The 21,785-nt window shown below is 66.8% G+C and carries 21 protein-coding genes; 6 read left to right on the forward strand and 15 right to left on the reverse strand.

The features are described 5' to 3' along the window. Nucleotides 1-52: 52 nt before the first annotated feature. The 3 genes from ArtHe_RS11435 to ArtHe_RS11445 are packed head-to-tail and all read right to left on the reverse strand — an operon-like array spanning nucleotide 53 to nucleotide 2,876. Complete coding sequence (locus tag ArtHe_RS11435) at nucleotides 53-901, reverse strand: 3-hydroxyacyl-CoA dehydrogenase family protein (protein WP_248316950.1); 849 nt, start codon at nucleotides 899-901, stop codon at nucleotides 53-55. Next, nucleotides 898-1,665 carry an enoyl-CoA hydratase/isomerase family protein gene (locus ArtHe_RS11440; RefSeq protein WP_248316951.1) on the reverse strand — a complete coding sequence of 256 codons (768 nt, stop codon included), beginning with the start codon at nucleotides 1,663-1,665 and terminating at the stop codon, nucleotides 898-900. Before ArtHe_RS11440 ends, ArtHe_RS11435 begins: the two co-directional genes overlap by 4 nt. After that, a complete protein-coding gene (locus tag ArtHe_RS11445; RefSeq protein WP_248316952.1) occupies nucleotides 1,665-2,876 on the reverse strand; it encodes an acetyl-CoA C-acyltransferase in 1,212 nt (403 codons plus the stop codon). The genes ArtHe_RS11440 and ArtHe_RS11445 overlap by 1 nt, the downstream gene beginning before the upstream one ends. A 192-nt stretch (nucleotides 2,877-3,068) precedes the next feature. On the opposite strand from ArtHe_RS11445, the gene ArtHe_RS11450 reads away from it, so the two are divergent. Continuing rightward, nucleotides 3,069-3,359 carry a DUF4287 domain-containing protein gene (locus tag ArtHe_RS11450; RefSeq protein ID WP_248316953.1) on the forward strand — a complete coding sequence of 97 codons (291 nt, stop codon included), beginning with the start codon at nucleotides 3,069-3,071 and terminating at the stop codon, nucleotides 3,357-3,359. A 108-nt stretch (nucleotides 3,360-3,467) separates the two neighbouring features. Then, a complete protein-coding gene (locus tag ArtHe_RS11455; protein WP_248316954.1) occupies nucleotides 3,468-3,908 on the forward strand; it encodes a VOC family protein in 441 nt (146 codons plus the stop codon). Here the strand turns inward: ArtHe_RS11455 and ArtHe_RS11460 are convergent. Beyond that, nucleotides 3,901-4,215, reverse strand: coding sequence for an AzlD domain-containing protein (locus tag ArtHe_RS11460; RefSeq protein WP_248316955.1), 315 nt, complete (start codon nucleotides 4,213-4,215; stop codon nucleotides 3,901-3,903). The genes ArtHe_RS11455 and ArtHe_RS11460 overlap by 8 nt on opposite strands. After that, the gene (locus tag ArtHe_RS11465; protein ID WP_248316956.1) at nucleotides 4,202-4,885 is read right to left on the reverse strand and encodes an AzlC family ABC transporter permease; all 684 of its coding nucleotides are present in this window, start codon (nucleotides 4,883-4,885) and stop codon (nucleotides 4,202-4,204) included. The genes ArtHe_RS11460 and ArtHe_RS11465 overlap by 14 nt, the downstream gene beginning before the upstream one ends. Nucleotides 4,886-4,951: 66 nt before the next feature. Here ArtHe_RS11465 and ArtHe_RS11470 point away from each other — a divergent pair, with 66 nt between their 5' ends. Then, nucleotides 4,952-5,506: an XRE family transcriptional regulator gene (locus tag ArtHe_RS11470; protein ID WP_248316957.1), complete on the forward strand. Its 555-nt coding sequence runs from the start codon at nucleotides 4,952-4,954 to the stop codon at nucleotides 5,504-5,506. 13 nt (nucleotides 5,507-5,519) lie between these two features. On the opposite strand, the gene ArtHe_RS11475 is transcribed toward ArtHe_RS11470, so the two are convergent. The 8 genes from ArtHe_RS11475 to ArtHe_RS11510 all read right to left on the reverse strand — a co-directional run bounded on the left by ArtHe_RS11475 (nucleotide 5,520) and on the right by ArtHe_RS11510 (nucleotide 16,154). Beyond that, nucleotides 5,520-6,284: a CPBP family intramembrane glutamic endopeptidase gene (locus ArtHe_RS11475; protein WP_248316958.1), complete on the reverse strand. Its 765-nt coding sequence runs from the start codon at nucleotides 6,282-6,284 to the stop codon at nucleotides 5,520-5,522. A 72-nt stretch (nucleotides 6,285-6,356) separates the two neighbouring features. Then, nucleotides 6,357-7,226, reverse strand: coding sequence for an NAD(P)H-hydrate dehydratase (locus ArtHe_RS11480; RefSeq protein WP_248316959.1), 870 nt, complete (start codon nucleotides 7,224-7,226; stop codon nucleotides 6,357-6,359). After that, nucleotides 7,210-7,935 (reverse strand): histidine phosphatase family protein, encoded by a 726-nt coding sequence (locus ArtHe_RS11485; protein WP_248316960.1) that lies wholly within the window; start codon nucleotides 7,933-7,935, stop codon nucleotides 7,210-7,212. The genes ArtHe_RS11480 and ArtHe_RS11485 overlap by 17 nt, the downstream gene beginning before the upstream one ends. A gap of 38 nt (nucleotides 7,936-7,973) precedes the next feature. Then, entirely contained in the window at nucleotides 7,974-9,209 is a 1,236-nt protein-coding gene (locus ArtHe_RS11490; protein ID WP_248316961.1) for an MFS transporter, read from the reverse strand. Nucleotides 9,210-9,230: 21 nt separating this feature from the next. Next, complete coding sequence (narI, locus tag ArtHe_RS11495) at nucleotides 9,231-9,983, reverse strand: respiratory nitrate reductase subunit gamma (RefSeq protein WP_248319770.1); 753 nt, start codon at nucleotides 9,981-9,983, stop codon at nucleotides 9,231-9,233. Nucleotides 9,984-10,060: 77 nt separating this feature from the next. Beyond that, the gene (narJ, locus tag ArtHe_RS11500; RefSeq protein WP_248316962.1) at nucleotides 10,061-10,759 is read right to left on the reverse strand and encodes a nitrate reductase molybdenum cofactor assembly chaperone; all 699 of its coding nucleotides are present in this window, start codon (nucleotides 10,757-10,759) and stop codon (nucleotides 10,061-10,063) included. Further along, nucleotides 10,756-12,432 carry a nitrate reductase subunit beta gene (gene narH, locus ArtHe_RS11505; RefSeq protein WP_248316963.1) on the reverse strand — a complete coding sequence of 559 codons (1,677 nt, stop codon included), beginning with the start codon at nucleotides 12,430-12,432 and terminating at the stop codon, nucleotides 10,756-10,758. The genes narJ and narH overlap by 4 nt, the downstream gene beginning before the upstream one ends. Next, nucleotides 12,432-16,154 carry a nitrate reductase subunit alpha gene (locus ArtHe_RS11510; protein ID WP_248316964.1) on the reverse strand — a complete coding sequence of 1,241 codons (3,723 nt, stop codon included), beginning with the start codon at nucleotides 16,152-16,154 and terminating at the stop codon, nucleotides 12,432-12,434. Before ArtHe_RS11510 ends, narH begins: the two co-directional genes overlap by 1 nt. A 134-nt stretch (nucleotides 16,155-16,288) precedes the next feature. Between ArtHe_RS11510 and ArtHe_RS11515 the strand changes: the two genes are divergently transcribed. The 3 genes from ArtHe_RS11515 (at nucleotide 16,289) to ArtHe_RS11525 (ending at nucleotide 19,407) form a co-directional block, all read left to right on the forward strand. Next, on the forward strand, nucleotides 16,289-17,254 hold the full coding sequence (locus tag ArtHe_RS11515) for a 1,4-dihydroxy-2-naphthoyl-CoA synthase (RefSeq protein WP_248316965.1): 966 nt from the start codon (nucleotides 16,289-16,291) through the stop codon (nucleotides 17,252-17,254). A gap of 6 nt (nucleotides 17,255-17,260) precedes the next feature. After that, on the forward strand, nucleotides 17,261-18,397 hold the full coding sequence (locus ArtHe_RS11520; protein ID WP_248316966.1) for an AMP-binding protein: 1,137 nt from the start codon (nucleotides 17,261-17,263) through the stop codon (nucleotides 18,395-18,397). 122 nt (nucleotides 18,398-18,519) lie between these two features. Beyond that, nucleotides 18,520-19,407: a 1,4-dihydroxy-2-naphthoate polyprenyltransferase gene (locus ArtHe_RS11525; RefSeq protein ID WP_248316967.1), complete on the forward strand. Its 888-nt coding sequence runs from the start codon at nucleotides 18,520-18,522 to the stop codon at nucleotides 19,405-19,407. 304 nt (nucleotides 19,408-19,711) lie between these two features. On the opposite strand, the gene ArtHe_RS11530 is transcribed toward ArtHe_RS11525, so the two are convergent. Continuing rightward, nucleotides 19,712-20,395 (reverse strand): response regulator transcription factor, encoded by a 684-nt coding sequence (locus ArtHe_RS11530; RefSeq protein ID WP_248316976.1) that lies wholly within the window; start codon nucleotides 20,393-20,395, stop codon nucleotides 19,712-19,714. Then, a complete protein-coding gene (locus tag ArtHe_RS11535) occupies nucleotides 20,388-21,716 on the reverse strand; it encodes a histidine kinase (RefSeq protein ID WP_248316983.1) in 1,329 nt (442 codons plus the stop codon). Before ArtHe_RS11535 ends, ArtHe_RS11530 begins: the two co-directional genes overlap by 8 nt. Nucleotides 21,717-21,785 lie beyond the last annotated feature (69 nt).

Below are 21,785 nucleotides of genomic sequence, written 5' to 3' on the forward strand. Positions count from 1 at the left end.
CTGCCGGATTCACTGCCGAAACTGGTGCGGTTGAGGCAGCCAGGGGGGAGGGTCAGCTCCAGTCGAAAAAGCCCTTGCCGGTCTTGCGTCCGAGCTCGCCACGGGCCACCTTGTCCCGCAGGATCTGCGGCGGCTCGAAGCGCGGGCCGAGGGTGGAGGCCAGGTACTCGGCGATGCCGAGCCGGACGTCCAGGCCTACAATGTCCGTGGTCTTCAGCGGGCCGGTCGGGTGCTTGTAGCCCAGGACCATGGCGGCGTCGATATCCTCAGCGGACGCCACGCCCTCTTCGACCATCCGCATGGCTTCGAGGGCAATCGCCACGCCCAGCCGCGAGCTGGCGAAACCGGGAGCATCGTTGACGACGACCGGGGTTTTGCCGAGATCGGCAACCCAGGTGCGGGCTTCAGCGGCCAGCTCCTCGGAAGTCCGCTTGCCGAGCACCACCTCGATCAGGGTCGACGCCGGAACCGGATTGAAGAAGTGCAGGCCGCAGAACCTTTCGGGACGCTGCAGCTTTTCCGCCAGCTCGGAGACTGAGAGCGAGGACGTGTTGGACGCCAGCCAGGCATCGTGGTCCAGCTGTTCCTCGACCGCCACCAACGCCGTCGCCTTCAGGCTGAAGTCTTCCGGCACCGCTTCTACCACCAGGCCGGAGCCGGCGAAGTCTGAATAATCGGTGGACACACTTAGCCGCGCAGTCAGTGCCTGCAGCGGCTCAGACGTGGTGCCGCGCTCGACACTCTTGGCCAGGTTGCCGGCAACGCGCTCGTAGGCTGCCTGGGCGGCGGCGTCGTCACGTTCAACCACTACGACGGCGGCACCGGCTGCGCAGAACGCATGCGCAATGCCTGCGCCCATCCGGCCGCCGCCGAGGACACCGACTTTGGGAGGAACTGTCATTTCTTTTTCTTCCTTTCCAGGAATGCCTGCATACGGTCGAACTTCGCCTCGGACTCGAAGAGGATGCCCTGGGCGAGGGTGTCGATCACCGGGTGCGCCTCGGCCGGTGCGTGGAATACGGACTTGGTGATCCGCACGGCCAGGGGGTCCTGTTTAGCGATGCGGTCGGCCAGTGCGTTGGCAGCATCCAGCAGGTTCTCTGCGTCGTGGACTTCGGTGACCAGGCGGGCTGCCAGTGCTTCCTCGGCATTCAGGACCCGTCCTGCCAGCAGGATTTCCTTGGCCAGCGGTTCCCCCACCAGCTCCTTCAGCCGCCAGGTGGCGCCCGCTGCGGCCATGATACCGAGGGAGGTTTCCGGGTTGCCGATCTTAACGGATGGGGTGCTGATGCGGAAATCGGCGGCGAAGGCCAGTTCCGCTCCCCCGCCGAGCGCGTAGCCGTCCAGCGCCGCAATCACCGGCATCGGCAGCTTGGCGATCCGGGCGAAGATACTGGAGTTGATACCACGCAGGGCATCTTCGCGGCGGCGCTCACGCAGCTGGGCGATGTCCGCACCGGAGGCGAAAACACCGTTGGTGCCGGAGAGGATCAGGATCTTCGGATCGTGTTCCAGCGCGGCGCAGAGTTCGTGCAGTTCATCAACCATGGCCTGGTCGATCGCGTTGCGGACCTCGGGCCGGTTCAGGACGGCGGAAATCCGGTCCTCACCGACGGCGACCTGGAGCGTTGTGAAACCTGAGGCGATATCCGTGAAGTCAGCCACTACACGGCCTCGAGCAGCATAGCGGTTCCCTGGCCCACACCCACGCACATGGTGGCAATGCCGTGGGATGCGCCTTCGCGTTCCATCCGGCCCAGCAGGGTGATGGCGATGCGTGAGCCGGAGGAACCGAGCGGGTGCCCCAGGGCGATCGCGCCGCCGTCGTTGTTCACAATGCCTTCGTCCAGGCCCAGGCGGCGGATGCACGCCAGGGACTGGGTGGCAAAGGCTTCGTTGAGTTCGACGGCGCCGATCTGGTCCAGGCGGACGCCGCTGCGCTGCAGGACCTTCTGGGTGGCCGGAACCGGGCCGATGCCCATGATCTCCGGCGGCACTCCGGCGGAAGCGCCGTCGACAATCCGGGCGCGGGCGGTCAGGCCGAATTCCTTCAGCGCGCGTTCGGACGCGACGATGATCGCGGAGGCGCCGTCGTTCAGCGAGCTGGCGTTGCCGGCTGTAACGATCCCGCCCGGCTTCACCACGGGGCGAAGCTTGCCCAGGACCTCCATCGAGGTGCCTTCGCGGGGGCCTTCGTCGGTGTCCACCACGGTGTCGCCCTTGCGGCCCTTGATAGTGACCGGAACGATCTCGTCCTTGAAGCGGCCGGCGGCAATGGCGGCCAGCGCCTTTTCGTGCGAGCGGACGGCGAAAGCATCGGCGTCCTCGCGGGAAATGTTGTCCGTGGACGCGAGTTCCTCGGCGGTTTCCGGCATGGAGTAGGTCATTTTGCCGTCCCGGGAAAGGTCGCCGGAAACGAAGCGTTCGTTGGCGAAGCGCCAGCCGATCGAGGTGTCAAAGGTGGCTCCGGGCTTGGCGAAGGCCTTGGTCGGCTTCTCTGTGACCCAGGGGGCGCGGCTCATCGACTCAGTACCACCGGCAATGACGATGTCCGCGGCACCTGCCTTGATCATGTGGGAGGCCATGATGATGGCGGAGAGGCCCGAGGCGCAGAGCCGGTTCACGGTAATGCCCGGAACGGTGTCCCCATAGCCTGCCAGCAGGGCGGCCATGCGTGCCACGTTGCGGTTCTCCTCGCCGGCACCGTTGGCGTTGCCGAGGATGACTTCGTCGACGACAGCGGGGTCCAGGCCTTCGCGGGCCACTAGTTCGCGCAGTGTCAGTGCAGCAAGGTCGTCGGGCCGGACGCTGGAGAGCGCGCCTCCGTAGCGGCCCACCGGGGTCCGTACTCCGCCTACGAGAAAAGCCTCAGCCATGTCACTCCCAAGTGTTGGATATCTGCCGCCGGGCTTCGCCGCCCAGCCAGCTGCCGGATTTACCGACCAATCGTTCACTTTAGCGTCCCACGTCACTTTGCGGCCGGTCAACCTGATGACATGCCCCGAAACGGAACCGTGAGCGCCGCCCCGGGGTTAGGCTTGCCGCATTCGCGCTCCGAAAGGAATCCCATGTCCTTCCAGGCTTACCTCGACGCCGTCGAAGCTAAAACCGGACTCACGCCGCGCCAGCTGATCCAACGTGCGGCAGCAAAGGGTTTCGACGATCCGGCGGTGAAGGCCGGGCCCATTCTCGAGTGGCTGAAGGACGAGTACGGCCTGGGGCGCGGTCATGGGATGGCCATGGTCCACGTCATCCAGAAGGGTCCGCGGATCGAAGCTAAGCACGTTGGCACCACGGGCTCCCACAGCGACGAATCTGCGCTCCTCTGGCTGGACGGCAAGGCCAGCAAACCCGCCTAGCTCCTGCCGTTGCGGTGCTGCACCTTGATCCGGCCGGCAACCCCTTCACGGACAGGAGCTGTCCGCATTACCTGCCGGAACCCGGACGGACTGCCCTACGGTGGCTGCATGGCTTACAACATCCAGATCTGCATCGACTGCGAAAACGCCCATGCCCAGGCCGACTGGTGGGCCGAGACCCTCGGCTGGCCGGTGGAGGAAACCAACCAGGAGTTCATCGACGAAATGCTCAGCAAAGGCTTCGCCTCACCGGATGACCTCATCGAGCACAACGGTGTCCGGATGTGGCGCGGCGGTTCCGCCGTCCTGCAGCCGGTTCCGCCGGGATCCCCGGTGCCTCCCCTGCGGATCCTTTTCCAACCGGTCCCGGAACCGAAAACCGTCAAGGACAGGGTCCACCTCGACATCCGGCTGGCTGGAGATAACAAAGATGCTGTCCGCGCGGACCTCGAGGCCCGGGGCGCGAAGTTCCTCTGGGAAGCCACCGAGGGCCCGCACGCCTGGTACACGATGGCGGATCCAGAGGGCAACGAGTTCTGCATCAGCTAAGCAGCCGCAGCACTCCCGCCGTGCCTCCCGCCGCCAGGAGAACCACAATCAGCGGCAACCGGAGCGCCGCAGCAGCCGCCCCGGCGAGTACGCCGGACGCCCTCGGCCAGTCGGCCAGCTGATCACCGTCGTAGAGGGTTGAGGTGGCGGCGACGGCGGCCAGCACCACGGCGATGGCTGCATCAACCGTCCGGTCCGCAGGTTCCGGAAAGCTGTCCTGCTGCCCCAGGGTCACCCCGGCCAACCGCACCAGGTAGGTCGCACCGGCCAGCACCGCGCAGGCCACCAGCAGCTCAGCGTCCACCATGCCACCCCCGAACGGGAAGCATCAGGGCGAGTGCTGCCAGTCCCAGCATGGGCGCCACTCCGCCGGGGACCAACGGCGCAGCCGCGACGGCGATCACCGCTCCGCCGGCCACGGTCAGTGCCGTCCGCCGGTCCCGCAGCTTCCCCAACAGCATGACCAGCAGGACGGTGGGGAAAACAGCATCCAGTCCAAGCGCGGCCGGGTCCGCGACCACATGCCCAAGAACCGTTCCCAGCCCGGCCCCCAGCGGCCAGGCACACAGGACCGCTCCACCCAACCCCCAGAAGGCCCTCCGCTGTGCTGCCGGACCGTCCGCCCGCGAGGCGTAGGCGACCGTCTCATCATTAACCAGGTGGGCACCCGCCAGGCGCGTCCATCCCTTCCCGAGGTACCGGGAGGCAGCAAACCCGTACACGCCGTTGCGCAGGTTGATCAGCAGTGCCCCTAAGGCAGCAACCAGGGGTGACGCCTCGGCGAGCAGGCCGCCCACGAACAGCAGTTCGGCGGAGGCAGCCAGGACGGTGACCGCAAGGGCAATGGTCAGCCAGGGAGGAAAGCCCGCCTGGACGGCGAGCGCCCCATAGGAGACGCCGACGAGCAGCACCGCCGCCGCGATCGAACCCATCTCCAGGGCGTTCCGTACCGAAGTGCCTGTCTTGAATGAACTCATGTTCGATATACTGAACGCACGTTCCGGGTTCGTCAACTCCTGCGCATAGTTTCGTATAGTGAACGAATGGCAGATCCAGAACTTCGACAGCGCATCGGTGAAGCAGTCCGCAGGGAGCGGCTCCGCCTGGGCTGGAGTGCAGCCGAGCTGGCCCGGCGGGCGGGTGTCTCGAAGGGGAACCTGTCCCAGCTCGAATCGGGAGCGGGCAACCCCACGGTTGAGACGCTCTGGGCCCTCAGCGATGCGCTCGGGCTTCCGTTCTCGGTGCTCGTGGACCCCGGCACGGCCGGGCCAACCCTGGTCAGGGCCCATGCAGGGCAGGAGGTTCCCGCTGCGGAGGCCAGCTACAACGCGTCGCTCCTCTCCGCCTGCCCGCCAGGGGCACGGCGGGACCTCTACCTGGTGAAGGCCGAGCCCGGCGAGGCACGGCGGTCCGCCCCCCACCAGCCAGGCACCATCGAGCACGTGGTCCTCATGACCGGATCCGCCGACGTCGGCCCCGAAACGGACGCCGTCCTGCTGGAGCCCGGGGACTATCTGGTGTACCGCGGTGATGCACCGCATGTCTTTGCCGCCAGGGAACCCGGAACAACGGCGATCATCGTGTCCGAACTGCGCTGAAGGTCTGCGCGCGCTACTGCTGCAGCAGTTCCACCGGTACGGAGTACGTAATCACCACGGCGAGCAGGTTCTTGGCGGCATGCACGGCGTAGGAGAGCATGAAGTTGTTCCCGGCCCAGACGTAGACGCCCACCAGCACCGCTCCCATCGCCAGGTACGGCACCAGCACGGGCAGGGAAAACTCGGCCTCCCCCACCACATGGATACCGGAGAACAGCAGGAGCGAGAGCAGGCAGCACACCCAGAGATTCCACCGCCGGGACAGCTTGCCAATCAGCAGGTGCCGGAAGATGTACTCCTCCACAAACGGTGCCAGCACCACAAACAACGGAACAACCAGCCACGGGGACACGGAGACCAGCAGGCTCTGGGCAGCTTCCTGGTTGACGGCGGTCTGCGGCGGACCGGTCAGCAGGACCAGGATCATTGTCGCCACCAGCATGGCGATCACGCTCAAGGGGATGACGCCCAGGGTCAGCCACGGCCGGGTTGCGAGGATCCGGGTCTCACGCACCACATAGCTGCGGGCGGCGGCAAAGGCCAGGACCGCACCCACCAGGTAGAACGTAAAGTTCACCGCATAGGAGGCCAGGACTGGATCCGGGATGACGGTGGTGACTGCGAGGGCCGCAGGCGTCACGGTCAACAGCAGCAGCGCCGCAACGTAGTAGCCCAGCGCTGCGCCGTCGGCCCGGGTGAACCGGTAGCTCAGCGGGGGTTCCTGCAGGACCGCCCGGCGTCGATCTGCGGGCCGGGCCGGGAAATCAGGGGTTGCCATCAATCCACAGTATCGGCCCGGCTCCCGGCAGGCATCACGCTGCCGGATCCGAGGTACCGTGCCTGGCGGAAATCACACCGTAAGTTCCGCCAGGATCTGCGGCATGGCCTCGAGCAGTTCACTGGCCAGGAAGCTGAGCGGACCCTTGGCGGAGGACAACCGGTCTCCGGCCGTGGCGTGCAGGTAGGTGCCCCAGCACGCGCCCTGATCCGGGGAGGCACCGCGGGCCAGGAAACCTGCCACCGCACCGGCAAGGACATCACCGCTGCCGGACGTCGCCAGGCCGGGGTTACCCGCGGGGACCTCCCAGGCCCGTCCGTCAGGCGCGGTGATTCTCCCTTGACTGGTGACCACAGCCCCGTACCCTGCCGCGATCTCAGCTGCGGCGGCCGCGGCGTCATCCACCTCCTCGCGGCCGAGCAGCAGGGCGGCCTCCGTGCGGTTAGGGGTCAGCACCAGCCGTCCGGAGAGCTGCCCGTGAATCCCGCCCAGCTCCCGGAACACCCCGAGCGCGTAGGCATCCAGCACCACGGCTGCCTCCCTTGGAATTCCAGGAACGATTGCCCGGAGCAGTTCAGCGGTGTCCTCGGCGTTGTCCAATCCGGGACCCACCACCACAACGTCGGCGGTGGCCAGGTCATCCGCCAGCACCGCCGGTGCCGCCGCGCCCTCGATCCTGCCTGCCTTTTCCGGGAGCCCGACGGCGCCGCACTCCGGAAGCGCAACGGCGCAGGCAACAGCCACCGGCTCGGCCACCGCGAGGGTCAAGCGGCCTGCCCCGGCGCGGAGCGCGGTGCGGCCGGACAGAAGCGCTGCTCCGGGCGTGCGGCGGGCACCGCCAATGACCAAAACGGTGCCGCGGTCGTCTTTGCCCTCTGCATCCCGGGGGACCTGCCACGTGCGCAGCAGCGCCGGGGTGATCAGCTCAGCGCGGGTGGACATCTTCATCTCCTGCGTGTTCGGTGACCGGTGCGCCTGCTCCGGCCAGGTGGTCGACGACGTTGAAGACGGCCGCCTCCCAGGTTCCGGTACCGGTTGGCCGGACCAGCCGGGTGAGCGATCCGTTCCGGACGCTGCTCGTGGCCGCGATATCCAGCAGCTCCGCTTCCAGCAGGCCCTCACAGACATAGCGCATCAGCAGGATCACGGCATCGTGGCAGATCACTGCCACCCGCCGTCCGTCCTCGGCGTCGTCCAGGTCCCGCAGCAGCGAGCGCAGCCGCAGCGCAACGTCCGCCCAGGACTCTCCGCCGGGCGGCCGGTAGGCAAATTTGCCCAGCCACTGCTTCCGCTGCGCTTCGACGGGATAGCGGGCGGCCACACCGGCGGATGTGAGCAGGTCAAGGATTCCGAGCTCCCGGTCGCGCAGGCGTTCATCGAGCCGGTACGGCGCCAGCCCGGCCAGATCCGCGGTCTGGCGAGCGCGGAGATAGGGCGAGCACCAGACGGATTCCGGCCGCTCCCCCGCAGGCAGGGCGGCCAGCCACACCCCCAGCGCCCGGGCCTGCTGCGTCCCCGCCTCGCTGAGCGGCACATCCGGGTCCCGCAGGCCGACGTCGATGATCTCCGCTCCGGTGAGCTGCGCATGAGTGGCAGCAACGTTGCCCGCGCTTTCACCGTGCCGGATGAGGATCAGCTCTGTTGCACCCATTCGACCGACTCTACCCCCGGCCCCGGCTGGGCCAAGGGCTAGGTCTCGGATCGGACCCGCTCATCGGTTTTTCCGCCGTTGCGGACCGTGAAAGTCAGCAGGAGGCCAAGGGCCGCGAAGACCGCCAGCAGGGTGAGGCCCACGAAGTAACTGGAACTCTCGGCATCGTAGGTTGCCCCCATGACCAGCGGTGGAAAGTAACCGCCCAGGCCACCCGCGGCGGCGATGATGCCGCCCACGGTCCCCACGTCCCGGACCGGAGCAGCGCGTCCCACCCAGGCGAACACCCCGCCGGTTCCGAGTCCGAGGAACAGGGCCATCAACAGGAAAGCCGTCCCGTAAACCCGTTCCTGGCTGGGCTGGAAGGCCACCACCATGGCCAGCACCACGGTTCCGGCGAAGGAGGTGAGCGTGACGATCTTCGGTCCCACCTTGTCAGCGATGGTGCCGCCAATCGGCCGGGCGATCACCGCGGCGACGGCGAATCCGGCGGTGCGGGTGCCGGCCGCCGTCGCATCATAGTCGTAGACGTTGCCCAGATACGTCGGCAAATAGTTGGAGAAGGCCACAAACGCACCGAACACGATACCGTAGAGGAAGCAGAGCTGCCAGGTCACCTTGAGGGTGAAGGCGTGCCGGATCTTCGGCAGCGTCGGTTCCGTCGGCCGGCTCCACGCCGGGGATTCGCGCAGCACCAGCCAGCTCACCACGGCCATGGCTGCCACGATGCAGGCGATGATGAGGTGGGTATTGAAGTACCCCACACCGCTGACCAGCCGCGGAGTGAAGAACGCGGATACCGCGGTGCCCACCATCCCGGCGCCGAAGACACCGGTGGCGAAGCCTTTGCGGGTGCGGTCATACCAGGCCGAGCAGAACGGAATACCGATGGCGAAGACCGTACCGGCGATACCCAGGAAGAAGGCGACGACGACGATGAGGGCGTAGCTGCCCGTCTCCCCGGCCACGGCGGTGAGCAGGACCAGCGGTGCCGTTGTCCCCAAGACGATGGTGAACATCCGCCGGCCGCCGTAGCGGTCCGTCCAGGCGCCAACCGGAATCCGGGCGATGGACCCGACGAGGATGGGCATCGCCACTAGGACGGACGCCTGGGTGGGGCTCAGGTCCATGGACTGCGTATAGCGGGCAGAGAGCGGACCGATGATGGTCCAGGCCCAGAATCCGATGGTCGAGGCCACCGTGGCGGTGATGAGGTTCCGGAGTTGCCCGGACTTCAGATCCGGTGCCGCGGAAGGAGCGGATGAGGCTGCCATGGCTTTCCTATCTGTGGTTCCTCATTGCCGGGGAATGCCCCTGCGGTCCCGGTCCGGGGTGCCCACCGGCGCCCACCCGGGGCGCGGCGGCTGGGCTCCGGGCACCGGCCGTTTTCCACGGGACCGGTACACAATGTAGGGCCGGAAGAGGTACTGCAGCGGTGCGGTAAAGGCGTGCACCAGCCGGGTGAAGGGCCAGATGGCAAACAGCGCCAGCCCCCAGAGCGTGTGGATCTTGAAGGACAGGCTCGCCGCGGTCATCGCAGTGATATCGGGCTGGAAAATGAAGATGGAGCGGAACCAGGGGGACACCGTCTCCCGGTAGGAGGTGACGTTCTGATCGAAGACCGAAATCATGGTGGTGGCAAGGCCTGCCAGCAGGGCACCCAGCAGCACCACGTACATGAATTTGTCGTTCTTGGTGGTGGCCATAAACACCGGGCCGGTGGTCCGCCGCCGGTAGATGAGCAGCACAATGCCCACCAGTGTGCCGATGCCCGCGACGATCCCGATGCTCAGGGCCATCGCGTGGTAGGCACTGTCCGAGATCCCCACCCCCTCGGTCCAGGACCGCGGGATGAGCAGCCCGACGACGTGCCCGACGATCACCGCCAGGATCCCGAAGTGGAACAGCGGAGAGGCAATCCGCAGGATGCGGGCCTCGTACAGCTGGGAGGAGCGGGTGGTCCAGCCGAACTGGTCGTAGCGGTACCGCCAAATGGACCCGAGGACCAGGATGGCGATCACGACATACGGCAGGACACCCCAGAGCATCACGTCCCCCAGGGTGACGTCCACATTTTCCGGCGGAGGTTTTTCCAGTGGAAAGTGAAGCCCGGCGGGTACGGAGCTCATGGTGTTTTCCTCTCCGTCAAGGGCAGCAGCCGCGAGCTGTAGGGCTCCAGCCCCACCGTCTCGGTAGGCGGTCCGTAACCGGCCGTGCGCATCACGGCCTGGGCGTCCTCGGGTGAGACGCCCGGCAGGGTGGAGCAGACCAGGGCCAGCACGTGCTGATAGGGCAGGTCCGCGTCCTTCAGTGCCAGGCGCAACAGCTCCAGCGACGGCCGGTAACGCTGCAGCAGCTCATAGCCGTCCTTGGCGGAGACTTTGGCGGCGAATTCCAGCACCAGCGGCAGGTAGTCGGGGAGCTCCGTCCCGTCGGGCAGTATCCCGTGCTCCCGGTAGATCTCCTTGAACGCGGCCAGTGCTTCACCCCGGCGGCGGGTGTCTCCGTCCGTCCAATACGTCAGGTGCAGGCTGTGCCGTTTCGACAGGTCGAACTCCTGGACGTACTCCGCCTGCACCTGGGGCAGCGGCCTCGCCGTGAACCAATCGAGGAACTCCTGCATGCCGGGACCGGCGGCTCCGACTTCGGCCAGGCTTTCCCGCAGGGTCGGCAGCGCCGCGACCAGGTCCTCGTCGGGGTACTCCAGCAGCAGTGCGGCCGCCTGCCGGATCACGGCGCTGCGCCGCGGGGACCGGTCAGCGTAGGCTTCCGGAGCCACGGTGCCCTTACCGGGCTTGCCGAGCAGCTTCTCCAGCAGGCTCATGTCCGCTCGCCTCCGCCGCCCTGGCCCGGCGGGAACAGCCCCTGCGTGGATCCCCTGCCGTCCCAGTTCAGCAGGTTCACCCGGCCGGTCATGTCCCGGTTCCCGGCCGGGTCATCACCGCGCTGGCGGGCTTCCAAGGCGTTGAAGTTCTCCACCGCCACCGGCATCGGGCGGCCGGAGGCTTCCCCGAACACTCCGGTCTGACCCATCCCCGGGCCGCCCTCTGTATCCAGGGAGCAGCCGATTTCCTCCAGGTTGTGGGCATCCTCAAGATGGGCATTGGGAATCACGTAGCGCTCCTCGTACTTCGCCACGGCCATCAGCCGGTACATCCGCACAATCTCCTCGCCCGTCATCCCCGCGCTCTGGGCGATCGTCTCGTCCGGCGGGTCGCCCAGGGTGATGTTGCGCATGTACGCGCGCATCGCGGCGAGCTTCCGCAGCACCGAGGTCACCAGGTCCGCGTCCCCCGCAGTGAACAGCTCGGCAAGGTATTCCACCGGGATCCGCAGCGAATCGATGGCGCCGAACAGGTTGCCGGCGTCCTCGCCGTCGTGCCCCGTTTCCTTCAGGACATCAACGATCGGGGAGAGCGGCGGGACGTACCAGACCATGGGCATGGTCCGGTATTCCGGGTGCAGCGGCAGCGCCACCCGCAGTTCCTTCGCCAGGGCGTACACCGGGGACCGGCGGGCGGCATCCAGCCAGTCCTCCGGAATCCCTTCGGCCCGGGCCGCGGCGATGACCTCCGGATCGTTCGGATCCATCATCAGGTCCAGCTGGGCCTCGTACAGGTCCTGCTCATTGGGGGTGGCCGCTGCAGCGGTGACCCTGTCGGCGTCGTACAGGAAGATGCCGATGTACCGCAGCCGGCCCACGCAGGTTTCCGCGCACACCGTAGGGATGCCCACCTCGATGCGGGGATAGCAGAACGTGCACTTCTCCGCCTTGCCGGAGCGGTGATTGAAGTAGATCTTCTTATACGGGCAGCCGGTGACGCACTGCCGCCAGCCGCGGCACCTGTCCTGGTCCACCAGCACAATGCCGTCTTCCTCGCGCTTGTAGATGGCCCCGGACGGGCAGGAGGCCATGCAGGACGGGTTAAGGCAGTGCTCGCAGATCCGCGGCAGGTAGAACATAAACGTCTGGTCGAATTCGAACTTGACCTTGTCCTCTGCATCCCGGCGCAGCTTCTCCACCACAGGGTCCCGCTGCGCGAGCTCCGGTGCCCCGCCAAGACTGTCATCCCAGTTCGCGGACCACTCGATCTTCATGTTGTCCCCGGTGATCAGGGACTTGGGGCGGGCGACCGGAAAATCCCTGCCCGCCGGCGCCTGGATCAGGTTCTCATAGTCGTAGGTCCAGGGTTCGTAGTAGTCGCTGAGTTCGGGCTGGACCGGGCTGGCGAAAAGTCCCATCAGCTTCGCCATCCGGCCGCCGGACTTCAGCTTCAGGTTTCCGCGGCTGTTCAGCTCCCAGCCGCCCTTCCACTTCTCCTGGTCCTCGTAACGCCGGGGATATCCCTGGCCCGGACGGGTTTCCACGTTGTTGAACCACACGTATTCGGTTCCGGCTCGGTTGGTCCACGCCTGCTTGCAGGTCACCGAACAGGTGTGGCAGCCGATGCATTTGTCCAGCGCCATCACCATCGCCACCTGGGCCATGATCCTCATCAGTAGCTCACCTCCTGCGAGCGCTTGCGGACCACCGAAACGATGTCCCGCTGGTTCCCGGTCGGGCCGAGGTAGTTGAAGGCCCAGGACAGCTGGGCGTATCCGCCGATCATATGGGTGGGTTTCACCAGGATCCGGGTGACCGAGTTATGGATGCCGCCGCGGCGGCCGGTGGCCTCCGATTTAGGCGTATCGATGATCCGTTCCTGGGCGTGGTGGACGTAGACGACGCCGGCGGGCATCCGGCTGCTGACGATCGCCCGGCCCACCAGCACCCCGTTGGTGTTCACGCATTCCACCCAGTCGTTGTCCGCCACCTCGATCAGTGCCGCGTCCTGCGGGCTCATCCACACGGCGGTTCCGCCGCGGGACAGCGAGAGCATAAACAGGTTGTCCTGGTATTCCGAGTGGATGGACCATTTGTTGTGCGGGGTCAGGTACCGCACCGCGACGGACAGCTCCCCCCGGGTGCCGAGCTGGGGTTCCCCGAACAGCCGGTGCATGTCCAGCGGCGGGCGGAAGATCGGCAGGGCCTCCCCCATGTCCCGCATCCAGTCATGATCCAGGAAGAAGTGCATCCGCCCGGTCAGGGTGTGGAAGGGCTTGAGCCGCTCGATGTTGATGGTGAAGGGTGCGTAGCGCCGGCCACCGGACTCGGAACCGGACCATTCCGGGGAAGTGATCACCGGCGTCGGCCGGTCCTGGGTGTCCCGGAAGGTAATCAGCTTCTCTTCCATGCCCTCGGCGAGGTCCGCCAGCCGCGTGCCGGTGCGTTTCTCCAGGGTCTTGAATCCCTGGACGGCCAGTTCTCCGTTGGTGGTCCCGGAGAACAGCAGGATCGCTTCGGCCATCCGGGCATCGGTGTCGATGGCCGGCCGCCCGCGTGCTGCTCCGGAGTCAAAGACGCCGTGTTTGGCCGCGAGCTGCCGGACCTGCTTCGTCACATCGAACTTGACGTATTTGGTGGTCAGTCCCAGCTTGTCGGCCAGCGGCCCCAAGGCCACGAACTTCTCGCCAATCGCGGTGTAGTCACGTTCCACGAAGGCGAAGGACGGCATGTTCTTCCCCGGTATCGCCGGGATGTCGGTGCCCTTCCAATCCGGGGCATGCCCGCCGGGCTGGGCGATTTCGCCGGGAGTATCGTGGGTCAGCGCGGTGGCCACTACGTCCGTGCGGACACCCAGGTGCTTTCCGGCCTGGCGGGAGAGCTCCTCGGCGAGCAGCCGGAACAGTTCAAAGTCCGACTTCGCTTCCCACGGCGGCGAGATCGCCGGGGTGAACGCATGAACGTAGGGGTGCATGTCGGTGGAGGAGAGATCGTATTTCTCGTACCAGGTGGCTGCCGGGAACACGACGTCGGAGAGCAGGGTGGAGCTGGTCATCCGGAAATCCACGGAGACCAGCAGGTCCAGCTTCCCCTGCGGTGCGTTCTCCCGCCACACCACGTCCTTGGGCCGGGATTCGCTGTGGTCTTCGCCCATCACGTTGTTCAAGGTGCCGAGCAGGTGCTTCTGGAAGTACTCCTCCCCCTTCGCGGAGGATCCCAGCAGGTTGGAGCGCCAGAGGACCAGTGTCCGCGGCCAGTTCTCCGGCGCATCCACGTCCTCCACCGCGAAACGCATGCTGCCTTCCTTGAGCCGGTCCGCCACCCAGCGCGCTTCGGTCCGTGCCTCGCTGCGGGCGACGCCGGCCGCGGCTTCATCGGCGACGTCAAGGGAGTTCTTGGCGTCGAACTGCGGGAAGAACGGCATCCAGCCCATCCGGGTGGACTTGGCGACCACGTCCGCGGAGTGCATCCCGCGCAGATGCCCCTCGGCCAGCGGCGATTGGATCGCATCGGTGGAATAACCGTCGGAGCGGTACTGGTCCGTGTGCATGTACCAAAACGCCGTGCCGATCATAAAGCGCGGCGGCCGGTTCCAGTCCCCGGCGGAGGCCATGGTGGCCCAGCCGGTGATCGGCCGGCATTTTTCCTGACCAACATAGTGCGCCCAGCCGCCGCCGTTGCGCCCCTCGCAGCCGGTGAGCATCAGCATGGCGAGGATCGACCGGTAGGTTACGTCCCCGTGGTACCACTGGCAGATCCCGGCGCCGAGGATGATCATCGAACGGCCCTTGGATTTTTCCGCGTTGGCCGCGAATTCCCGAGCGGTGCGGATCACCGCCGACGGCTTGATCGAGGTCAGTTCCTCCTGCCAGGCGGGGGTGTAGGCGGTGCCGGCGTCGTCGTAACCGGCGGCCCAGTCCCCCGGCAGCCCGTCCCGGCCCACCCCGTACTGGGCCAGCATCAGGTCGAAAACCGTGGTGACCCGTTTCCCGGCCACCTCCATGACGGGCACGCCGCGGTGCACCACGCTGCCGGTGCCGGAGGGATCCTCGAAGACCGGAAGGTCTACGGTTCCGGTCTGCCGGGTCCAGGAGGCGGCGTCGGCCAGGGACAGGGCCGGGCGCACACCCTGCAGGTCAAGGTTCCATTTGCCGGCGTCGTCGTCGTTGTAGCGGAAGCCCAGCGAGCCGTTGGGAACCACCGGCTGGCCGGTGTCCCGGTCCAGCAGCACCGTCTTGAACGCGGCGTCCGCTGCCTCCGTGGCCGGGTTCAGGTCCGCTGCATTGAGGAACTTGCCCGGGACCGTTGTCCCGCCCGGCCCGTCCACCAGGGTCACCAGGAACGGCAGGTCGGTGTACTGCACCACATAGTCCTCGAAGAACGGGACGCGCCGGTCCACAAAGTTCTCCTTGAGGATCACGTGGCCCATGGCCATGGCCAGCGCGGCATCGGAACCGGCCTGGGCAGGCAGCCACTCATCGGCAAACTTGGTGTTGTCCGCGTAGTCGGGGCTGACCGAGACCACCTTGGTTCCCCGGTAGCGGCCCTCCACCATCCAGTGCGCGTCCGGCGTGCGGGTCACCGGGATGTTCGATCCCCACATCATCAGGTAGGTGGCGTCCCACCAGTCCCCGGATTCCGGGACGTCCGTCTGGTCGCCGAACACCTGTGGGCTGGCCACCGGCAGGTCCGCATACCAGTCATAGAAACTGTTCATCACCCCGCCGACGAGGTTGATGAACCGGGCACCTGCCGCGTGGGACACCATGGACATTGCCGGGATGGGAGAGAAACCGGTGCAGTGGTCCGGGCCGTAGTTCTTGATCGTGGACACGTGCGCAGCAGCCGTCATCTCCAGGGCTTCCTGCCAGCTGGACCGGACCAGTCCGCCCTTGCCGCGTGCCTGCTGCCAGGTCCGCCGCTTCTCCGGGTCCGCGACCAGGGCTTCCCACGCCAGCACCGGATCGCCGCCCGCACCGCGTTTGGCTTCCCGGTAGAGATCCAGCAGCACCCCGCGGATATAGGGGTAGCGGACCCGGGTGGGCGAATACGTGTACCAGGAAAAGGCCGCCCCGCGCGGACAGCCGCGGGGTTCATACTCCGGGCGGTCCGGGCCGACCGTGGGATAGTCGGTTTCCTGCGCCTCCCAGGTGATGATCCCGTCCTTGACGTAGACCTTCCAGGAACAGGAGCCAGTGCAGTTCACCCCGTGGGTGGACCGCACCACCTTGTCGTGGCTCCACCGGTTCCGGTAGAACGCGTCCCCCTTGCGTCCGCCCTCGCGGAAAACCGCACGGCCGTCGGCCGTTTCGTCCCAGCGGGTAAAAAACCTGCCGAGTTTGAGCAATGCATCGGATGCGGGGCCGTCTGTCCCCGTAACGGAGCTGCTAGCCATCCTTACAAGCTACGCCGGGGCTCGAAATGCCAACAAGGCCCCGGTCCGGAATCCAGGTGCCGGGCCAGCCATTCAACTTCTGCCCCTCGGAGGGTCCGGAAACGGTCTTTCCCCGCCGCGATAAACTCGACACCGTGAGCACACAACTTCCCGCGCAGGTCTCTGACATCTTCGATCCCCGGCAATGGAGGGTGGTTGGCGGCTTCGACGATTTCTCTGACATGACCTACCACCGCCAGGTGGAGCGCGACGCCGACGGGACGGTTCTGCGGGACCTCCCCACGGTGCGGATCGCCTTCAACCGGCCGGAGGTGCGCAACGCGTTCCGGCCCGGCACCGTGGATGAGCTTTACCGGGCCATGGACCACGCCAGGATGACCCCGGATGTGGCCACCGTGCTGCTGACCGGCAACGGCCCCTCCCCCAAGGACGGCGGGCACTCCTTCTGCTCCGGCGGGGACCAGCGGATCCGCGGCCGTGACGGCTACAGGTATGTAATACAGGACACAGCTGGCGAGACCCAGGAAACCATCGATCCGGCCCGCGCCGGCCGGCTGCACATCCTCGAGGTGCAGCGGCTGATGCGCACCATGCCCAAGGTGGTCATCGCCGTCGTCAACGGCTGGGCCGCCGGCGGCGGGCACAGCCTGCACGTGGTCGCTGACCTCACCATCGCCTCCCGCCAGTTCGGAAAGTTCAAGCAGACGGACGCCACCGTGGGCAGCTTCGACGCAGGCTACGGCTCCGCGCTGCTGGCCCGGCAGATCGGGCAGAAGCGTGCCCGCGAGATCTTCTTCCTGGCCCGCGAGTATTCCGCGGAGGACATGGTCGCCATGGGTGCCGTCAACGAAGCCGTTGACCACGAGAACCTGGAGAAGGTGGCCCTGGAATACGCGGCGGACATCGCCCGGCAGTCTCCGCAGGCCATCCGGATGCTGAAGTTCGCGTTCAACCTGGCCGACGACGGCCTGGCCGGCCAGCAGGTCTTCGCCGGTGAAGCGACCCGGCTCGCCTATATGACCGATGAAGCGGTGGAGGGCAAGGAAGCGTTCCTGGCCAAACGGGATCCGGACTGGTCCAACTTCCCCTACTACTTCTAGGACGTTATGGAACTGCTCCCCGTCCACACGCCCGCCGGTTACAACGCCGGGGACCTGCTCGCCCCGCTGGCCGCTGCCCTGGCCGGTGAAGGTCCTGCCGTGGCTCCGCATGCCGACCCGGCCCAGGTTTTCCAGGGGGAACTGCCCAATGACGACATCGCCCTGGTGATCAGCACGTCCGGTTCCACCGGCACACCCAAGCAGACGATGCTCAGCATCGATGCCCTGGCTGCGTCGTCGATGGCCACCGCACTGTCCCTTAAGCAGGACGGGCAGTGGCTGCTGGCCCTGCCGGTGCATTACATCGCAGGGGTCCAGGTGCTGATCCGGTCCCTCTTTGCGGGAACCGAGCCCGTCCTGCTGGACACCGCGAAGCCGTTCGATCCGGCGGCCTTCACCACGGCAGCCCTGGACATGACGGACAAAACGCGGCTGACGTCGCTGGTGCCCACCCAACTGCACCGGCTGCTCACCGAACCAGCGCCGGATACCCTGCGCGTCCTGCGCCGGTTCAACGCGATCCTGCTCGGCGGCGCGGCCGCCGGTCCGGCGCTGCTGGCCGAAGCCCGCGGCCTGGGACTCAACGTGGTGACCACTTACGGCATGAGCGAGACGGCCGGAGGCTGCGTCTACGACGGCGTTCCGCTGCCGGGCGCGGAGGTCCAGGAATATCAGGGCCGGCTCTGGATCGCCGGGGACATGCTGGCCGACGGCTACCTGGGCGCGCCGGAGCTTACCGCTGAACGGTTCGCCTTCCACTCCGGCAAACGCTGGTTCCGCACCGATGACACCGGGTCTGTAGCCGCAGACGGAAAAGTGTCGGTTTCCGGACGGCTCGACGACGTGATTGTCACCGGCGGGGTCAAGGTTTCCGGCGCCGCGGTGGCTGCCGCTGCCGAGCAGCTGCCGGAGGTGCAGCAGGCCGTGGCCGTGGGCCTGCCCGACGCCGAATGGGGCTCCGTGGTGGGGCTCGCCGTCGTCGGTCCCGTCAATCAGGAACATCTGCGCGGGACAATCCGCGCGGCGCTGGGCGCGCCGGCGGTCCCCAAGACCATGGTGGTGCTGGAACGGATTCCGCTGCTGCCCAACGGGAAAACCGACCGGCTGGCGGTCCGCAGCCTGCTCACTGCCGCCCGTTCCTAGGAACAGCTGCCTCCCCCTGTTTTCGCCCTGCGCTCCGAGGTGCGGGAGAATAGGGCTGCCCGGCACTGCACCGCCGGGTATTCCGCACAAACCTGCCTGAGCAAGCAAAGAAGGAAGATACTGTGGCCACAGCGGCACAATGGTTCGAAGGAGCACGCCCCCGGACACTGCCGATGGCGGTGGCCCCCGTCATCATCGGTACGGCCGCGGCGTTCGATCTGGGATCCTTCCGCTGGGTCAATGCCCTGCTGGCCGCCGTCGTGGCGATCCTGCTGCAGGTCGGCGTGAACTACGCCAATGACTATTCCGACGGCGTGCGCGGCACCGATGACAACCGGGTCGGCCCGCTGCGGCTCACCGGATCCGGGGCCGCCGCGGCCAAGCAGGTGAAGTACGCGGCGTTCGCCTGCTTCGGCGCCGCCATGGCAGCGGGCCTGGCCCTGGTTATCCTGTCCCAGGCCTGGTTCCTGCTGCTGGTGGGCATCGGCTGCATCGCTGCGGCCTGGGGTTACACCGGCGGGCGCAACCCGTACGGCTACATGGGCCTGGGCGACGTGTTTGTGTTTGTGTTCTTTGGACTGGTCGCCACGTTGGGCACCACCTACACCCAGGCCGGCCAGATCAACGCCGCAGCACTGATCGGCGCTGTCTCCACCGGCCTGATCGCCACGGCCCTGCTGATGGCCAACAATGTCCGGGATATCCCGACAGACCGCGAATCCGGAAAACGGACCCTCGCAGTCCGGCTGGGAGACGACGCCGCCCGGATCACTTACGTCATGATGCTCGCCCTGGCGCTGCTGCTGCCCCTGCTGCTGGTGGGCGACTATCCGTGGGTGCTGCTGGTGCTGCTGCTGCTCCCGGCCTGCCTGATGCCCAGCTGGCTCATGCTCAAAGGCAAGAAGCGCCGCAGCCTCATCCCTGTCCTGAAGCAGACCGGCCTGATCAACCTCGGGTTCAGCGTGCTCTACGGTCTGGGACTGGTGCTGACGCAGCTGCTGGTGGGCTAGGAGTCCTCGGAGTTCCCGCTGCCTGGCCGCTGGCTGGCCTGGACCGGATAACACCAAGGACCACGCCCAGAAACAGAACCGCGGAGGCCAGCAGGAACACCAGCGCGATCAGCCAGGCGGCGTCCGTCCAGCCTGCATATCTCCCGTCGGCATGGCCCGGCGCCAGCCCGGCCAGGAGCCCCACGGCACACCAGGACAGCAGGTGGACACCGGCCGCCAGGAGGCCGAGGTGCCCGGCTTGTCTGCCTTGAACGGCCTGAACGGCCTGTTTGGCTTGTTTGGCATGCCGGGCCAGCCTCACCGTTCAGCCGCCCAACAGGTGGCGCTCGTGGGCAAAGGACACCAGCTGAATTCGGGTCCGCAGCTCCAGCTTGTCCAGGACGCTGCGCAGGTGCGTCTTGATGGTGGCTTCGGAAACGAACAGGCTCTGTGCCATTTCGCCGTTGCTGAGCCCCTTCGCGGCTAGGAGGAAGACGTCCCGCTCCCGCGCGGACAGCACCTCAAGGACAGACAGATCAGGCGGCGCCGCCGGAGCATTGCGTGCCGCATGGTCGAATAGCGAGTGGATGGAGCCCGGGGCGATCACGGAGTACCCCGAATGGACCGTCCGGATGGCGGCCAGGAGGAACTCCGGTTCCGCGCTCTTTAACAGGTAGCCGCTGGCCCCCGCCTGAACCGCCTGCACCACCGCCTGGTCCCGGTTGAACGTGGTCAGCGCGATGATCCTGGGGTGTTCGGTCCCGGCTGCATCCGCGTCCCCGATGATCCGGCGGGTGGCCGAAACACCGTCGAGGACAGGCATACGCAGGTCCATCAGCATCACGTCGGGCCGCTGCTCCGCGGCCAGGCCAACGGCCTGCTGCCCGTCACCGGCCTCCCAGCAGAACTCCATGTCCGTCTGGCTGTCAATCAGCATGCGGATTCCGGCCAGGAACAGCGGCTGGTCATCAACCAGTGCAACGGAGATGCGGTCGCCGGCCTCAGGCATTGTCAGTGTCCGTTCCGTCAGGGGTGGGTGCTGCTAGTGCCAGCGGCCGGTTTTCGCGGCCCGCTTCGGACTGTTCGACGCCGGAGCCGCCTTCTGCCCCGGCCCCGGACCCGTACGGGATAAAGACAGTTACGCGGAAGTGTTCGCCGTCGGGTCCTGCAGTGAGCCAGCCTCCTGCCAGATGCGCCCGTTCGCGCATCCCGGCCAGGCCACGGCCGGGCCGCTCGGATGCTTCGGCCGGCTCTGGCTTGTGGGCCAGTTCGGAAGCAGCGTGAAGCGTCAGCCCCGGCCCGCTCCAGTCAAGGTGCAGGCGGACCTCGGTATCCCGGCCGCCGTGTTTCAAGGCATTGGTGAGGCACTCCTGGACAATGCGGAAAACCGCCAGCTGCTGCCCGCTGGAGAGCTCCACCGGCTGGCCGGAGGAACTGTCACGGACCCGCAGGTTGCTCCGCATCCCATCAACCATGTCCGTGATGTCCTTCATCTGCGGCTGCGGCGCCGTCATTCCGTCCTCGCTGACCCCCTCGATCACCCGCTGCGCATCCAGGAGCGCGCTCCGGGCCGAACCGGCAATCGTTTCGAGCGCCTTCAGCACCGGCTGCGGCTGGTCCTTGACCAGGTACCGGGCGCCATCGGCCTGCGCGGCAATGACCGCCAGGGAATGGGCCAGGACATCGTGCAGGTCCCGGGAGATCCTGGTCCGTTCCTGCTCGACAATCAGGTCGACTTCAGTGTCCTCAAGCGTGCTCTGCGCCAGTTCGCGTGCGTGGAATAGGCTGCCTCGCTCCTGGTACAGGGAAAGCAGGAGCCCGACAGCAAAGAATCCCGCCGCTATCAGCAGCAGGAGCGCGAACAGCTGCGGCCCATACGTTCGGAACGTGTACCAGTCCCCGCTGAAGAGCGAAGGGAACCAACCCAGGCCGCTGCTGTAGCGCCAGGACAGCATCAAAACAGCCATCACGGCGGCGAACACCGTATTCGCTGCTGCGGCAACGATCCGGATCCGGGCCGTCCCGGTCCAGGCGATAAATCCCAGTGCCATGAAGGACCCCAGGTAGATGGCCCAGTTGTTTGAGTACATTGGCGCTACCATGCGCGTGAGCTGCCCGAACAGCAGCATGCCGGTCAGTGACAGCGACAGCACCGGCCAGCGGGCCGCGACCGCGATAGCCGCCGTCATCAGCAGGAGCGGCACGGTTCCGGGCCACTCCATCGCAAGGACACCGTACGGACCTCCCATCCGGCCTGCTTCCCCCACGCACCACAGGACGAAGAAAATCACGGCCGCCGCCGGGGCGCCCCAACGCCGGGTCAGACTCAAGACTGGTTCCATGCCTGTCACACTAGCCACGGCTGGAGGACTCAACGCGCTGGAACCGCCCACGGACGG

This window comes from Arthrobacter sp. Helios, assembly GCF_023167125.1.
GTDB classification, from domain to species: Bacteria; Actinomycetota; Actinomycetes; order Actinomycetales; family Micrococcaceae; genus Arthrobacter_B; species Arthrobacter_B luteolus.